General features: G+C 67.3%; 4 protein-coding genes. All 4 read left to right on the top strand.

The features are described from left to right. Positions 1 to 84 precede the first annotated feature (84 nt). Positions 85 to 15,552, top strand: coding sequence for an amino acid adenylation domain-containing protein (locus MXD62_RS24340; protein ID WP_368862446.1), 15,468 nt, complete (start codon positions 85 to 87; stop codon positions 15,550 to 15,552). A gap of 31 nt (positions 15,553 to 15,583) precedes the next feature. Then, positions 15,584 to 15,838, top strand: coding sequence for a phosphopantetheine-binding protein (locus MXD62_RS24335; RefSeq protein ID WP_248831775.1), 255 nt, complete (start codon positions 15,584 to 15,586; stop codon positions 15,836 to 15,838). Between the two features lie 70 nt (positions 15,839 to 15,908). Then, on the top strand, positions 15,909 to 16,751 hold the full coding sequence (locus MXD62_RS24330; protein ID WP_248831774.1) for an alpha/beta fold hydrolase: 843 nt from the start codon (positions 15,909 to 15,911) through the stop codon (positions 16,749 to 16,751). Between the two features lie 5 nt (positions 16,752 to 16,756). Continuing rightward, entirely contained in the window at positions 16,757 to 17,830 is a 1,074-nt protein-coding gene (locus MXD62_RS24325; RefSeq protein WP_368862444.1) for a SidA/IucD/PvdA family monooxygenase, read from the top strand. The last annotated feature ends 10 nt before the right edge of the window (positions 17,831 to 17,840 follow it).

The following is a 17,840-nucleotide window of genomic DNA, read 5'->3' as shown; positions in this document are numbered from 1 at the left end:
CTCGCCGACATTCAGGTGTTCACCGACGCCGGTGCCTTGTCGGTCGGCGCCCTGTCGGTCGATGCGGTGTCGGTGGGCGCGGGGATGGCAGTTGCGGCGGTGTCGGTCGATGCGCTGATTCGGGACCAGGTGATGCGTTCTCCTGGTGCGGTCGCGGTGGTGGATGACGCGGCTGGGGCGGAGTGGAGGTATACGCAGTTCGACAGGCGGGTGAATGCGCTGGCTCGTCTCCTGGTCGAGGGGGGTGTGGCGGTGGGTGGCCGGGTCGCGGTGGCTTTGCCGCGGTCGGCGGACCTGGTGGTTTCTCTCGCCGCGGTGCTACGTGCTGGCGCAGCATATGTCCCCGTCGATCCGGGATATCCGGCGGAGCGGGTGACAGCGATCCTGCAGGACAGCGCCACCCGGATGGTGATAACTGATGCTGCGACGGCGGCGGCCCAGACTGGTGTGCTCACGGCGGCAGGCGTGGCTACCGTGCTCGTCGATGAAGATGCTGTTCGTCGCCAGCTGGATGACGGGGCTTCCGACGGTCCCGTGCTTGGGCGTGCGCTGACTTCCGACGACGCCGCCTATGTGATTTTCACGTCAGGCACCACCGGACGACCGAAAGGTGTCGCGGTCTCGCACGCCGCGGTCGTGAGCCGGCTGCTGTGGGGGCGGGAAGCGCTGGGCTTCGGCCCGTCCGACCGGGTACTACTGAAGACACCGTTCACGTTCGACGTGTCGGTACCGGAGTTCTTCCTCCCTCTGATCGTCGGTGCGGCAGTCGTGGTCGCCCGTCACAACGCACACGGGGACCCGAGCTACATCACCGAAGTGCTGCGCCGACAACACATCACGAGTGTGCATTTCGTGCCGTCGATGCTGCAGGCGTTCCTGGACTCGGGAGTCGAACCGGGGACATTCCCGGACGTGCGCCTGGTGTCCTTCACCGGGGAAGCACTCCCCGTGGCCGCGGCCGTCGGAGCCCGCGAGGTGTTCGACCAGGCGGAACTGTTCAACCTCTACGGGCCGACCGAAGCAGCGGTTGAGATCGCCAGCTACGACATCACCCAGCTCGCCGCCGACGCGGGCTCGACACCGATCGGCCGACCGGTGTTCAACTCCTACGTGCGCATCCTGGACGGCTGGCTGCGCCCGGTACCAGCCGGGTTGACCGGTGAGCTGTACCTCGGCGGCGTACAGCTCGCAGACGGCTATGTGGGCCGGGCGGCACTGACCGCGGAAAGGTTCGTCGCCGACCCGCACGGCGCTCCACACGAGCGGTTGTACCGGACAGGGGACCTGGCCCGGTGGAACGGTCAGGGCGAGCTTGAGTACCTCGGCCGGACCGACGACCAGGTCAAGGTGCGCGGCTTCCGGATCGAACTCGACGAGATCCGCACCGTCCTCGAACGGCACCCCGCCGTGTCCGGCGCCGCCGTCACCGCCCTCGACCACCCCGCCGGCGGGAAGTTCCTCGCCGCCTACGTCACGACCGGCCCGGCCGCCCCGGCCGACCAGACGGAGCTGGCTGACCTGCTGCGAGAGCACACGTCCACGCACCTACCGGAGTACATGGTTCCCGCGTCGTTCACTCACCTGGACGCACTCCCTACGACTGCGAACGGGAAACTCGACCGGAAAGCGCTACCCGCCCCCGACCTCACCGCGGGGTCGGGCACCGGCCGCCCCCCGGAAACCGACACCGAACTGTCCCTTGGCGCCGTCTTCCGCGACGTCCTCGCACTTCCCGATGGCACAGCCCTGTCGGTCGACGACGACTTCTTCCGGCTTGGTGGGCACTCGCTGCTCGCGGCGCGGGTCGTCGCCCGAGCCAACACGGTCCTCGGTTCGGCGCTGACGCTGCGGGACGTGTTCGACCACCCCACCGTCGCGGGCCTGGCCGGGATCATCATCGACGGTTCGACGGCCTCGACGGTGCCAGCGTTGCGGATCGGACAGCTGCCACGGCCCGCCGACCTGCCCGCATCCTTCGGCCAGCAAGCCCTCTGGGTGATTGATCGCCTGGGCGGACCGGAGAGCCGGTATGTGGTGCCGGTGGTGCTTCGCCTGTCCGGAGAACTGGACGTCAGCGCACTCGACGCCGCAGTGAAGGATGTAGTCGCCCGGCACGAGGCATTGCGAACCCTGATTGTCGAAGACGACGGTCGGCTGCACCAGGTGGTCGTTCCTGCCCAGGTCGCGAGCCTTCGCCTGACACTGGTCCCGGAGGATCTCTCCGGTGCCGGTGCCGGTGCCGGTGCCGGTGCCGTGGCGGAACGGATCGCCGATTTCGTGCGGCAGGGATTTGACCTCGCGGCAGACATTCCCTTCCGCGCCGGCCTGCTGCGGGAGTCCGGTACGCAGTGGGTGCTGGTGCTGGCGGCGCATCACCATGCGGTGGACGAGTGGTCGCTGCCGGTGCTGCTGGAGAACCTGTCAACCGCGTACCAGGCACGGTCGGCCGGTGATGAGCCCGGGTGGGCGCCGCCGAGCATTCAGTACGCCGACTACGCGATCTGGCAACGTCACGTCCTCGGGGATCCCGCCGACCCGGATTCCGAACTCGCTCAGCGACTGGCCTACTGGCGTGCTGCCCTCGCTGACGCGCCGGAGGAATCCACGATCACCCTGGACCGGCCTCGCCCCGCCGAGCCCACCCATCAGGCAGGCGATGTCGGGTTCGCCGTCGAGTCCGAGACTGTGACGGGGTTGCGCAGCATCGCGCAGCACAACGGCGTGAGCATGTTCATGATCGTGCAGGCCGCGCTGGCGCTGACGGTCTCCGCTTTCGGCGGCGGAGACGACGTGGTGATCGGCTCCCCGGTCGGGGGCCGCACTGAGGACGGCCTGGAGAACCTGGTCGGCTACTTCGTCAACACCCTCCCGCTGCGCCACCGGCTCCGACCCGACGACACGATCACCGAGCTCCTCGGGCGCGTCCGGCAGACGGTGCTGGACGGGCTCGCACACCAGGCCGCACCGTTCGAGCACATCGTGTCCGCTGTCGGCGTCGACCGGTCCGCGACCCGCAACCCGGTGTTCCAGGTCATGCTCACCTATCAGAACCTGCCCGACGGGCCCGACCTGCTCGACCTTCCCGGAATCACCGCCCAAACACAGCACGCTTCGCTCGGAGCGGTCAAGACGGATCTGGACATCTACGTGGACGAGACCCAGCACTCCCTCGCTGGGTCCCTGAGCTTTGCCACTGACCTGTTCGACCCGGGAACCGTGCAGCGATTCCTCACTCTCCTGCAACGAAACCTCGCCACGATCGCGGCCCGCCCCGACACGCTGATCGCCGACCTTCAGGTGCTGTCCGACGCTGAAGCCGTATCGGTGGGTGCGATGTCGGTGGGTGCGGGGATGGCCGTTGCGGCCGTGACGGTGGACGGGCTGATCCGGGATCAGGTGATGCGTTCTCCCGGGGCGGTTGCGGTGCTGGATGACGCCGATGGGGTGGAGTGGGGGTATGCGCGGTTCGACGCGCGGGTGAACGCGCTGGCTCATCTTCTGGCCGGGCGGGGAGTGCCGGTGGGCGGCCGGGTCGCGGTGGCTTTGCCGCGGTCGGCGGATCTGGTGGTCTGCCTGGCCGCGGTACTGCGGGCCGGCGCAGCGTATGTGCCGATTGATCCCGGATATCCGGCCAGACGTGCGACGGCGATCCTGCAGGACAGTGCCGCCCGGGTGGTGATCACTGATGCTGCGACGGCGACGGCCTTCGCGGATGTGTTCACGGCGGCGGGCGTGGCGATGATGACGATTGATGAGGATGCTGTCCGTCGCCAGCTGACGGACGGGGCTTCCGAGGCGCCGGTGCTGTCGCGTCCGCTCACCCCGGACGACATCGCTTATGTGATTTTCACGTCCGGTACCACCGGGCGGCCGAAAGGCGTTGCGGTGTCCCATGGCGCGGCGGTGAACCGGCTGCTGTGGGGGCGGGAAGCACTCGGGTTCTCGCCGTCCGATCGGGTACTGCTGAAGACGCCGTTCACGTTCGACGTGTCGGTACCGGAGTTCTTCCTCCCTCTGATCGTCGGTGCGGCGGTCGTGGTCGCCCGGGACAGCGCACACGGGGATCCGGGTTACATCGCCGGTGTGCTGCGCCGACAACACATCACGAGTGTGCATTTCGTGCCGTCGATGCTGCAGGCGTTCCTGGACTCGGGAGCGGAACCGGGGTCGTTCCCGGCCGTGCGCCTGGTGTCGTTCACCGGGGAGGCACTCCCGGTTGCGGCCGCTGTCCGGGCCCGGGAGGTGTTCGACCGGGCGGAGCTGTTCAACCTGTACGGGCCGACCGAAGCAGCGGTCGAGATCGCCAGCTACGACATCACCCGGCTCGACGCGGACGCCGACTCGACACCGATCGGCCGGCCGGTGTCGAACTCGTATGTGCGGGTGCTCGACGGGTGGCTGCGTCCGGTGCCGGTAGGGGTGACCGGCGAGCTGTACCTGGGTGGGGTGCAGCTGGCGGACGGCTATGTGGGCCGGGCGGGTCTGACCGCGCAGAGGTTCGTCGCCGACCCGCACGGTGGCCCGGACGTGCGGTTGTACCGAACAGGGGACCTGGTCCGGTGGAACCGCCAGGGGGAGCTTGAGTACCTCGGCCGGTCTGATGACCAGGTCAAGGTCCGCGGCTTCCGGATCGAGCTCGACGAGATCCGCGCTGTTCTGGAACGCCATCCTGTCGTGTCGGGCGCCGTGGTCACCGCGCTCGATCACCCCGCCGGCGGGAAGTTCCTCGCCGCCTACGTCACGACCAGCTCAGCCGCCCCCGCCGACGAGGCGGCGCTGGTCGACGTGCTGCGGGACCACACGACCGCGCACCTGCCGGAGTACATGGTCCCCACGTCGTTCACCCACCTGGACGCCCTCCCTACGACTGCGAGTGGAAAAATCGACCGTCGGGCGCTGCCCGCCCCCGACCTCACCGCGGGGTCGGGTGGCGGCCGGGAACCCGAGACCGACACCGAACTGTCGCTGGCCGGCGTGTTCCGTGACGTTCTCGCTCTCCCGGCCAGCGAAGCGCTGTCGGTCGACGACGACTTCTTCCGACTTGGCGGGCACTCGCTGCTCGCGGCGCGGGTCGTCGCCCGAGCCAACGCTGTTCTCGGTTCAGGGCTTGACCTGCGGGACGTGTTCGACCATCCCACGATCGCCGGCCTGGCCGGGATCATCTTCGACGGTTCGCGTGTTTCGACGGTGCCAGCGTTGCAGATCGGGCAGCTGCCGCGGCCCGCCGAGCTGCCGGCGTCCTTCGGACAGCGATCCCTGTGGATAACCGACCAGATTGCCGGCAGGGCGATCTACCGCATGGCCATGACTGTCCAGTCACGCGAACCGGTCGACGTCAGTGCCCTGCAGGCGGCCGTTCGTCGTCTCGTCGCCCGGCACGAGATCCTGCGCACAACCTTCGTGCTCGACGAGGACGCCGCCGAACTGCGGCAGCGGATCCACCCGGACGCGGAACCGAACGCGGCGCTGGTCACGGTTGAGCAGACCACCGCGGCGGCGTCGAATGCGAGGATCGCCGAACTCGTCGCCGCCCCAATAGACCTCGCGTCCGACCACGGCCTGCGATTCCATCTCCTCCGCCGGGAGGACGACGATCTGCTCGTTGCTGCCGGGCATCACATCGTCTCCGACGAGCAGTCCTTCGACCCCTTCCTCCGCGATCTGAATGCTCTCTATCGCGAAGAGGTGGCTGGAATGTCGGCCGGGCTCGTTGAGCTCCCGGTGCAGTTCGCGGATTTCGTGCTCTGGCACCGGACCGTGCTCGGTGACTCCCGGGATGCGCAGTCGCGCCACCGGCGTGAGATCGAGTACTGGCGCGGTGCGCTCGAAGGTCTCCCTACGGAGACCGCACTGCCGATCGACCACCCACGCACTGACACCGACTCGCGCACGGTCCGACCGGCGACCACCGTGCTGTCCGCCGCTGACGTCGATGCCGTGGACGCGCTGCTCGTCGAGCGCAGGGCGACACCGCTACAGGGGCTGATGACCGCACTGACCCTCGCACTGTGGAGCGAGGGGAGCGGCACCGTGGTGCCGATCGGTGTCCCCACCAGCCTGCGCGATCTGCCGGAACTGGCCGATCTGATCGGCTACTTCGTGAACACCGTCGTCGTCCGCTCCGACATCGACGAGGCGGCCGGATTCGGGCCGGCGCTCGCCAACATGCGGGAGCGCATGCTGGCGGCGAACGAGCGCAAGCTGGTGCCTTTCGACGCCGTCGTCGAGGCGATCCAGCCGGTCCGTGCCCCCGGGATCAGCCCGCTCTTCCAGGTGATGGCCGGCTATCTCGACCAGGCCGATCCGGAGCAGGGCCCAGCCGGGGCCTTCACCCCGTACGTCCCGGTCGCAAGCGGCGGGCCGGGTGCGGCCCGGCCCGCCCTGTTCGACCTCGTCTACTCCATCACGAGGCGTGGTGACGGTGCGCTGGCGCTGCACCTGAACGCGGCCAGGGAACTGTTCTCCGAAGAAACCTCGGCACGGCTGCTGCAGAAGACGCGGCTGTTCCTGACCCTCGGTGCGCGCCATCCTGAGCTTGCGGCCGTCCATCTTGCGCAGCTGGTTCAGGCCGCTGTCGAGTCCGGGCTTCAAGGGGTGGCCTCCGATCAGGAACGACCAGCCTTCCGCCTGGCGCTTCCCGCCTTCGACATCCAGGACGCCGTGCTGTGGCGGGCTGCCGTTGATCACGTCGCTCTCGCGCTGGGCGACGCCGGGTTGCAGCTGCAGGTGCTCGACGACGGAAGCGGCCAGCTGGTCGCCGCACACGACAACGTCGAGACCCTCGACGCGGTGGCAGCGCTGCTCACCGAGCTTGTCGCCGGCTACGCCATGCAGAGCCGGCTGGTGATCGAGACACCGCGGGCCGGCAGCGACCAACGGACTGACGTCGAGCTCAGCACGATCCTCGAGGATCCCTTCTGGGACGACTGGATCGACCAGCTCGCCGCGGTGGGAGACGTCAGCCTCCCGTCGAAGGCAGGCGAAGCACCGACCTTCGCGGTACATTCTGTCGGCATCTCCGGCCAGCGTGAGACGGGCGGCACAACACCACGTGAGGCGTGGGAGGCGATCGCTCGCCCCCTCCACCGGGCGCTCGGTGAAAGCCAGCTGATCGTCGAACGCCGAGAGCCCGCGGACGCCTTCACGGTCTGGAACTACCCGGTACTTCTCGCTGAACCGGCGACCAGCACGAATGCGGGCGGCACTCACCTGCCGCCTGCTCTGAGCCCCGAGCGGGTGGCTGACTACACGTCCCTGCGTGCTCGCCCGCAGCTCGACCGTTTCTTCGACGATCTGCCTGCCCCGAGCATCCGGATCAGTGTGTTCCGCAGCGCGGCGGAGCGCATCGCATCGGTTCCCGCGATCCCCGCGGACAGCCCGATCCAGCTCGACATCTGCATCCTGATCGGCCCGGACCTGACGGCCGAGCCTCAGACGATCCGGGTGGCGGTCGAGACAGCCGCTGGCGTCGACCTGGACGCGCGCGCGTTGGCGCAGCAGATCGCCACCGTGGCCACCCAGGTCGACTTCGGGCTCGCGCTGTCGAGGCCGTCGCCAGGCGGGCTTCATCTCCGTCGAGCCGACCGTCTCACGATCTCGGGAGAGGACGAAAAGCGTATCCGGGCCCGCTACGGAAGGACCGCCGAGATCCTCCCGTTGTCCACGTTGCAGCGCGGCATTTTCTACCACATGGTGCGCGCGCAGGAGTCGGATGACCACAACGCCTACGTTTCGCAGGCCACGAGGGACCTGGCTGGCGCGGTCGACCCGGACCGCATGAAGGGCGCCGTGCGGATCGTGCTCGGCCGGTACCCGAACCTTCGCGCCGCCTTCGTACCCTCGGGTGAGGCGCAGGTGATTCCCGCTGCCGCCAATGCACCGTTCCGTGTCATCTCGCTCACCGAGTGGTCCGCGCTCCGGGTGGATATCGGCGCCTTCCTGGCAGCCGAACGACGTGCACCCTTCGACTTCCAGAACCCACCGCTGCTCCGGTTCACCCTCATCGAGCGAGCGACCGACTCCTGGGTGCTGGCTATGAGCTTCGAGCACATTCTGCTGGACGGCTGGTCGTTGAAGGCCCTGTTCGAGGAGATCCTGACGATCTATGCGGATCCCGGGTACGCGGACCGCGTCCGCCCGGCCTCGTTCCGCTCGTATCTTGAATGGCTCGACGGCCGGGATCCGCAGACCGCGGCCCGGGCCTGGAGCGACTATCTCGCCGAACTGCCCGGCCCGACGATGCTCTGGCCGGCGGGTGGCGATCTCGGCGCGGGGCAGATCGACACGGATGATCTGCATTACGATCTCGATCCCTCCGCTGCTGCTGCGGTGTTCGGCGCAGCGCGAACCGCGGGGGTGACAGCGGGTACCGTCCTGCAGGTCTCCTGGGCTGTCGCCCTCAGCCGCCTGACCGGCAGCAACGACGTGGTGTTCGGCAACACGGTGTCCGGCCGCCTGCCCGAGCTTCCTGATGCGGACCGGACCATCGGGGTGCTCTTCAACACGGTACCGATGCGGGTGCGTCTCAGCCCGTTCGAGACAGCTCAGGAGGTGCTCGCGCGGGTGCAGTCCGAGCAGCTGCGCGTCATCGACCATCCCGACACCGCGCTGACGAGCATTCAGGCGTCAGCTGGTATGGCGAGGCTTTTCGACACGTTGTTCGTGGTGCAGAACCTGCCCTTCCAGGTGCGCGACGAACGTGACTGGGCCGGCATCCGGGTGGTCGGCTCCGCCGTGGACGACGCCACGCACTATCCGGTGACGTTCGCGGTGAACATATGGCAGCGAGCCGGATCCGCGTCCGTGCATGTACGGCTTTCCTACCGCCGCGACGCGTACGAGAAGGCCAGCGCGGAGCGGATACTGGCGCGTTACGTCGCAACACTGAACGCGATCGCGAGCCGTCTGCGCGCGCCGGTCGGCGGGCTGGCGGTGCTACTGCCCGATGAGGTCGAACCGCACACCGGCCCGGCCGCCGATCTGCACCGAGACGTGGCACCCGTCACTGTTGCGGGTCTTTTTGCTGGTCAGGTGGTGCGGTCGCCGGGGGAGATCGCGTTGGTGGCGGGTGCGCGGAGTTTCACGTTTGCGGGTTTGTCTGCGGAGGTGAATCGGTATGCGCGGCTGCTGTTGGAGTGGGGGGTTGGCCCGGAGCATCGGGTTGCGTTGTTGCTGCCGCGTGACGAGCGGATGGTCATCGCGATGTTCGCGGTGTTCGTGGTGGGTGCGGCGTATGTGCCGGTGGATGCGGAGCTGCCGGATGAGCGGATTGGTTACATGCTGGCGGTGGCGGGTCCGACGGTCACGCTGGTGACTGATCGTGATGTGGCGCGGTTGGGGTCCGTGGCGGGGCGGGTGGTGAATCTCGACGATGTGGTGGTGCGGGCGCGGGTCGGGGAGTTGGCGGATGGGCCGGTGACGGTGGTCGAGCGGGGCGGGGAGGTGTCGTTGGATCATCTGGCGTACATCATTTTCACGTCTGGTTCGACGGGTCGGCCGAAGGGTGTGGCGGTCGGTTATCGGGGTCTGACGAACATGTATGCCAATCATGTGGAGAAGATCTTCGATCGGGTGGTGGCGCATCAGGGTGGGCGGCGGCTGCGGATCGCGCATACGACGTCTTTCTCGTTCGATGCGTCGTGGGAGCAGTTGTTCTGGCTGCTGAACGGCCATTCGGTGTATGTGATCAACGAGGAGATGCGTCGGGATCCGCAGCGGTTGCTGGCGTATTACGACGAGCAGCGTATTGATGGTTTTGATGTGACGCCCTCGTACGGGCAGGTGCTGGTGGACGAGGGTTTGTTGGAGCGTGATCGGCCGGCGGGCAGGTCGGTGTCGGCGGAGGCGACGGGTGTGGTGTTCGTGTCGCTTGGCGGTGAGGCGGTGCCGGAGCGGTTGTGGCAGCAGCTGCGGGATGCGCCGGGGGTGGAGTCGTACAATCTGTACGGGCCGACCGAGTACACGATCAATGCGCTTGGTGCGGATCTTGCGGACAGTTCGAATCCGAGTGTGGGTACGCCTATCTTCAATACTCGGGCGTACATCCTGGATCAGAACCTGCAGTTTGCGTTGCCGGGTGTTGCGGGCGAGTTGTATCTGGCGGGTGCGGGTAATGCGCGGGGTTACTGGGAGCAGGCTGCGTTGGCTGCTGAGCGGTTCGTGGCGTGCCCGTGGGAGCCGGGGGCGCGGATGTATCGGACGGGTGATCTGGCTCGGTGGAACGACGAGGGGCGTATTGACTATCTCGGTCGTGCTGACGAGCAGACGAAGATTCGTGGGTATCGGATCGAGCCGGGGGAGATCCGGGATGTGCTGGCGGGGCATCCGGAGGTGGTGCGGGCCGAGGTGATCGCGGCGGATCATCCTTCGGGTGGAAAGTTTCTGGCTGCCTATGTCACGACGGCCGGTGTGGGTGGTGGTGATGATGATGTGCTTCGCCGGTCGCTTCGTGAGTATGCCGCGCAGCACCTCCCCGACTACATGATCCCCGCCTCCTACAACCGTCTTGAGGCCTTCGCGACCACGGTCAACGGGAAGCTGGACCGGCGGGCACTGCCCGCCCCCGATCTCAGTGAGATCACCGGCACCGACGGGCGCGCGCTTGAGACGCCGGCCGAGCACTCGCTGGCGGAAGTGTTCCGGGCGGTCTTGGGCCTCGGGGCCGAGGTCGGTCTACGAGCGAACGATGACTTCTTCCGGCTGGGTGGTCACTCGTTGCTGGCAACCCGCGTCGTCGCGCGGGCCAATGCGGCCCTAGGCTCGGCGCTGACCCTGCGGGACATATTCGAGCAGGCCACGATCGAAGGACTGGCGCGGGTCGTCGACGCAGGGACCCAGGCCGTCTCCCCAATACCACGAGTAGGCGAGCTGCCACGCCCGGATGTCCTGCCTGTGACGTACGGGCAGCGGTCCCTGTGGGTCATCGAGCAGATGGGTGGCCCGGGAGCCCGCTATGTCGTCCCGCTGATCCGGCACCTGTCCGGAGAACTTGACGAGGCCGCCCTGCGGTCGGCGGTGCACGATGTTATGACCCGCCACGAGGCGCTGCGAACGTTGATCGTGGGCGACGACGGGCAGCTCCATCAGGAGATCCTCACGGCGGAGGCGGCGGCCTTGCGCGTGCCGCTGGTTCCCGAGGACTTCATCGGGGCGGGGCAGGACGCGGTCGACCGGCGTCTTCGGGAACTCGTGCGGAGCCGGTTCGACCTCGCCGCGGACATCCCGGTCCGCTCCGGTCTGCTGCGGGTGGGTGCCGCCGAGTGGATCCTCGTCCTCGCGGTGCATCACCACGCCGTCGACGAATGGTCCACGCCGACGCTGCTGGAAGACCTCTTCGTCGCCTACGCGGCGCGCAGCAAGGGGCAGACGCCGGCCTGGGAGCCGGTCCGGATCCAGTACGCGGACTATGCGGTCTGGCAACAGACCGTGCTCGGTCAGCCCACCGATCCGGAATCCGCTTTGTACCACCATCTGAGGTACTGGGCGGACACCCTGGCGGACGCTCCTGGTGAATCCACGATAAGCCCCCACCGGCCCCGGCCAGCCGAACCGACCTACCGTGCAGCAGACGTCTCCCTGACCGTCTCCTCCGATGTCGTGGCTGATCTGCGGCGCGTCGAGGATGCGTACGGGGTCTCGATGTTCATGATCTCCCAGGCCGCCGTCGCCCTGGCGATGTCGGTCATGAGCGCGAGTGACGATGTCGTTCTCGGTGCCCCGGTCGGCGGTCGTACCGAGGATGGTCTCGAAGGCGTCGTCGGATACTTCGTGAACACGATTCCGCTCCGCCACAGATTCTTCCCCGGTGACACGTTCGCCGATGTTCTCGCTCGGGTGAAGCAGACCGTGCTGGACGGCTTCGAGCATCAGGCGGCGCCTTTCGACCAGATCGTCACGGCGATCTCGGCTGACCGGGTCGTCGGCAGAAATCCGGTGTTTCAGGTCATGCTCACCTACCAGCGTGGCACCGGGCGCCGAGCGGATCCAGCGACCGGGGATCTCGTCGTGCGGCCTCGCATGGTGGGGCTGGGTGCCGTCAAGGGAGACCTCGATCTCTATCTGGTCGACTCCGATGCCGGCGCATCCGTACTGCTGACATTCAGCACGGATCTCTTCGAGGAGAAAACGGCGGTTCGTTTCCTCGGCGTGATTCAGAAGATCCTTGGCGCGATCGCCGAGGATCCGAACCGAACCATCGCCGAAGTCGATCTGCTGATCGCGAACGAGAGAGTCGCTGTCGAGTCCTGGACCGCTGGACGTCCAGTCGAGTTCGCCGGCGTCACTGTTGCGGGTCTTTTTGCTGGTCAGGTGGTGCGGTCGCCGGGGGAGATCGCGTTGGTGGCGGGTGCGCGGAGTTTCACGTTTGCGGGTTTGTCTGCGGAGGTGAATCGGTATGCGCGGCTGCTGTTGGAGTGGGGGGTTGGCCCGGAGCATCGGGTTGCGTTGTTGCTGCCGCGTGACGAGCGGATGGTCATCGCGATGTTCGCGGTGTTCGTGGTGGGTGCGGCGTATGTGCCGGTGGATGCGGAGCTGCCGGATGAGCGGATTGGTTACATGCTGGCGGTGGCGGGTCCGACGGTCACGCTGGTGACTGATCGTGATGTGGCGCGGTTGGGGTCCGTGGCGGGGCGGGTGGTGAATCTCGACGATGTGGTGGTGCGGGCGCGGGTCGGGGAGTTGGCGGATGGGCCGGTGACGGTGGTCGAGCGGGGCGGGGAGGTGTCGTTGGATCATCTGGCGTACATCATTTTCACGTCTGGTTCGACGGGTCGGCCGAAGGGTGTGGCGGTCGGTTATCGGGGTCTGACGAACATGTATGCCAATCATGTGGAGAAGATCTTCGATCGGGTGGTGGCGCATCAGGGTGGGCGGCGGCTGCGGATCGCGCATACGACGTCTTTCTCGTTCGATGCGTCGTGGGAGCAGTTGTTCTGGCTGCTGAACGGCCATTCGGTGTATGTGATCAACGAGGAGATGCGTCGGGATCCGCAGCGGTTGCTGGCGTATTACGACGAGCAGCGTATTGATGGTTTTGATGTGACGCCCTCGTACGGGCAGGTGCTGGTGGACGAGGGTTTGTTGGAGCGTGATCGGCCGGCGGGCAGGTCGGTGTCGGCGGAGGCGACGGGTGTGGTGTTCGTGTCGCTTGGCGGTGAGGCGGTGCCGGAGCGGTTGTGGCAGCAGCTGCGGGATGCGCCGGGGGTGGAGTCGTACAATCTGTACGGGCCGACCGAGTACACGATCAATGCGCTTGGTGCGGATCTTGCGGACAGTTCGAATCCGAGTGTGGGTACGCCTATCTTCAATACTCGGGCGTACATCCTGGATCAGAACCTGCAGTTTGCGTTGCCGGGTGTTGCGGGCGAGTTGTATCTGGCGGGTGCGGGTAATGCGCGGGGTTACTGGGAGCAGGCTGCGTTGGCTGCTGAGCGGTTCGTGGCGTGCCCGTGGGAGCCGGGGGCGCGGATGTATCGGACGGGTGATCTGGCTCGGTGGAACGACGAGGGGCGTATTGACTATCTCGGTCGTGCTGACGAGCAGACGAAGATTCGTGGGTATCGGATCGAGCCGGGGGAGATCCGGGATGTGCTGGCGGGGCATCCGGAGGTGGTGCGGGCCGAGGTGATCGCGGCGGATCATCCTTCGGGTGGAAAGTTTCTGGCTGCCTATGTCACGACGGCCGGTGTGGGTGGTGGTGATGATGATGTGCTTCGCCGGTCGCTTCGTGAGTATGCCGCGCAGCACCTCCCCGACTACATGATCCCCGCCTCCTACAACCGTCTTGAGGCCTTCCCGTTGACCACCACCGGCAAGCTCGACCGGCGGGCACTGCCCGCCCCCGATCTCGGGCAGTCGACCGCCCACGGGCGTCCACCCGCAACGGACACGGAGCGAGCTGTCCTCGCTGTCGTCCGTGACCTGCTGGGGCTGAACGACGATGTTCAGCTGTCTGTCGAGGACGACTTCTTCCAGCTGGGCGGGGACAGCATCCTGTCGATCCAGCTGGTGTCCCGGATGCGGCGTACGGGTGTCGTCATCTCGGCCGCGGACGTCTTCTCGACGCGGACGGTGACCGGGCTGGCCCGTCTTTCTGATGCACGCCAGTCGGCGTCGGCGGAGCCCACCGCCCCCCGGAAGGATCTGCGGTCCGCCAGGTTGTGGCCGATCGCGAACAAGGAAGTCGATCTGCCTGGATTCTCGACCCTGGTGCAGGCGGTCACATTCGTGGTGCCAGCCGGAATGACACACGATATGTTGCTGCGGGTACTAAACAGGGTCGTCGCGCACCATGCGGCGCTGGGCGGTTGCCTCGCGACGGCTCCCGACGGATCCTTCCGGTTTGAGGTCCCGGCCCGCGCTGCTGAAGTCGCGCGGGATCAGGTGGTGATCGAGGCGCTGAGGCCGGCGTGGCCGGATCCGGCCTGGCGCAGCGGCAACCGGGCGCGGGTGGAGGAACTGGCGCGTTCGCTGCGCCTCGACGCCGGCATCCTGTGGCGGGCGGTCTGGTACACCGGCTGCGCCGATGCGACAAGCCGCCTGCTGCTGGTCGTTCACCATCTGGCCGTCGACGGGGTGTCCTGGCGGGTTCTTGAAGAGGATCTTCGGCAGGCCTGGGAGCTGGAGACCGGCCGCACCGCGCAGCCGCTGCTGCCGGTGGGCACCAGCTTGCTGACCTGGGCGGAGATGCTCACGGGCCGCGCCGCTGAGCAGGATGTGAGCGCGCAGGCGGACTACTGGGCCGGGACTGTCACGGCGGATGACCCGTTGCTCGGTTCCCGTCCGCTGGACGCAGCGCTCGACACGCGCGGCGCAGCGGAGATCCTCACGATCCAGGTTCCCGCGAAGGTCTCCGGCCCGGTACTGAAGGAGGTGCCTGGTGCCCTGGCCGCCGAGATCAACGATGTGCTGCTCGGCTCGTTGACGATCGCTGTCGGGGTGTGGCGGGCGAGGCGAGGGGTCGGTCATCGACGGGTGCTGATCGGACTCGAAGGTCACGGGCGCGAGGAGACGTTCGTGCCCGGAAGCGATCTGGCGCGCACGGTGGGGTGGTTCACGACATGGTTCCCGGTCGGGCTGGACACCGTCGACATCGATCCCGTCAAGGCGCTGACGGATCCGGGAGCTTCCGCAGCTGTGGTGAGGCGGGTGAAGGAGCAACTGCGGGCGGTGCCCGATCGCGGCATCGGCTACGGGGTGCTTCGTGAGCTCGCTCCTGGCGGCGCGGGCCGGTTGGCGGACGGCGTGGTGCCGCAGATCGGATTCAACTATCTTGGCCAGTTCGGCCCCGGCGGCGTCGTGCGGGACAGCGCATGGCAGCTGGCCCCCGAGTCTCCCGGCATCGTCGGCTCCGCGGCCCGGACGATGCCTCTGATGGGTGTGTTGGACATTTCTCTGGTGGCGGTACAGAGCGGCGAGAACAGCGAGTGGACGTTGCGGGGAAACATCGTTTATGCGGCGGGGATCCTCAGCGCGGCGGAAGTGAGCGAACTGCAGGAGCTGTGGATGCGGTCGCTCGAGACGCTGGCGTCCTACCCGACAGCGACGGACGTGTGAAAGCGCGGTTTCGGTAACCCAGAGGAGAATCATGAGGATCAGCGATAACCGAGTGCTGGCCGACGTCGCCGATGTCCTGTACATCGAGGTGAGCGATGTGGATCAGACCGGAGACCTGCGCGCGCAGGGCATGGATTCCGTCCGGCTCCTGGAACTGGTCGAGCGGTGGCGCAGTGCCGGTGTGGCGGGCATCGACTTCATTACGCTCGCCGAGGACCAGCGGGTGTCACGTTGGCTTGAGGTGCTGGCGGCGTCGACGAACGACGACGCCGGGTCGTCCGAGTGAATCTCGTCTGGCACGGGCGGATGTGACGACTGGTTGTGCGATCGTGCCGCCCCTCCGACAAGGAGACGCAATGCCCACGATGCTCGTGAACGGAATCGCCCTGCACTACGACGAGTATGGCGATGCCGTCAACCCTCTTGTCGTGCTGGTGATGGGAACGGGAGCGAAAGGGCAGGTGTGGATGCCGCACCAGGCGCCCGCCCTCGTCGAGGCGGGGTACCGGGTCGTCACCTACGACAACCGGGGCATCAGCCCGGTGCCTGGGCAGACCGCCACGTCGTGCCCCGACATCGCCGTCTCGGAGCTCGTTGACGATCTGGTCGCGCTCATCGAGCGCTTCGGTACCCCGGCGCACGTGATCGGAACCTCGCTCGGGGCGCGGGTCGTGCAGGAACTGCTCCTCGCGCGCCCCGACCTGGTGCGCTCTGCCGTCGCGATGGGTGGTCACACCCGCATCGACGACGTCGGCCAGCTGCTCACCCGGGGAGAACAGGAGCTGTTCGACCAGAAGATCGTGCTGCCGAAGGCGTACAAGGCAGCGGTCGAGGCTCTGCTGAACCTCTCGCCCGCGACACTGCTGGACGAGATGAAGGCCAACGACTGGCTCGCGGTTCTGGAGTACTCCGCGGGTCCGGCGTCGTCGGGTGAGCGTGGCCAGCTCGGCGCCTCCGAACGGCTCGGAGATCGCGGTGCCGCGTACCGAGCCATCACCCGACCATTGCTGGTGATCGGCTTCGCCGACGACCTGATGATTCCGGCCTACCTCGGACGCGAGCTCGCCGACATCGTCCCGACTGCGCGGTACGTCGAGGTGCCCGACGCCGGGCACTACGGCTATCTCGAGCAGCCTGAAGCGGTGAACCGGCTCATCCTCGACTTTCTTGCCGAGCCGGCCGGGTCGGCTGCCGCGTGAGGTCGATGAGGAAAGTGAACATTCGGTCGGATGAGGTGGGCATGCCACCCGATGTGGTCGACATCGTAGGTATCGGTTTCGGGTCGGCCAATCTGAGCCTGGCCATCGCCATTGAGGAGCGCAACAGTGCCCGGCCGCCCGCCGACCGGGTGACCATCCGCTTCGTGGAGGTCCAGCCGAGGTTCGGATGGCACGACGGCATGCTGCTGTCGGGCGCGACCATGCAGATCAGCTTCCTCAAGGATCTCGCGACCATGCGCTCGCCGACCAGCTCGTACAGCTTTCTGAACTACCTGCACGAGCGCGGGCGGCTGAGCGACTTCATCAACCTGAAGAGCTTTTTCCCCACTCGGCTCGAGTTCCGCAACTACCTCGCATGGGCGGCCGCACGGGTGGACGTGCCCGTCTCCTACGGGGCAAGGGCGGCCCGCGTCGACCACGATGGCGCGGCCTTCACCGTCACGGTGTCGGGCGGTCGCGAGGAGGTCCGGGCGCGGGTGGTCGTGGTCGCGACCGGGCTGAGCCCCGTGCTCCCGGACGGGATCGAGGCCGGACCCCGGGTGTTCCACAACCACGGCTTGCTCGGCAGCCTCGACCGGTTGCCCTCCACGCCGCACGGGCGGTTCCTCGTCGCGGGCGCCGGGCAGAGCGCGGCAGAGGTTGCCGCCTACCTGCACGACACCTACCCGACGGCGGAGGTGCACGCCTCCATCCGCAGCTTCGGCTATGTCCGCCGACAACTCCCCGTATGCGAACCGTATCTTCGACCCCGGTTCCGTCGGGGAGTACTACACCGCCCCGCCCGACGTCAGACAGAACCTGCTGCGCCGGCACTGGTCGACGAACTATGCGGCCGTCGACGTCGAGCTCATCGACGATCTGTACCGACGGGAGTACGACGAGAGGCTACGCGGCCTGCGGCAGCTGTTCGTGCACCGCGTCACCGAGATCGAGAGCCTGTGCGAGGGCCCGGGGGGCGTCAGCGTCACGTTGCGCGACCTCGGGGACCGTGCGCGTCGGCGAGATTCTCGAGGCCCGCGGTCGGCGCACACAGATCTCACCTGGCGACGGGCAGCTGACGGCCCGTTC

It is taken from the genome of Frankia sp. Mgl5, from assembly GCF_023242985.1.
Taxonomy (GTDB): Bacteria; Actinomycetota; Actinomycetes; order Frankiales; family Frankiaceae; genus Parafrankia; species Parafrankia soli.
The sequence above is the reverse complement of the archived record's forward strand: the minus strand, read 5'-3'. Positions and strand labels throughout refer to the sequence as shown.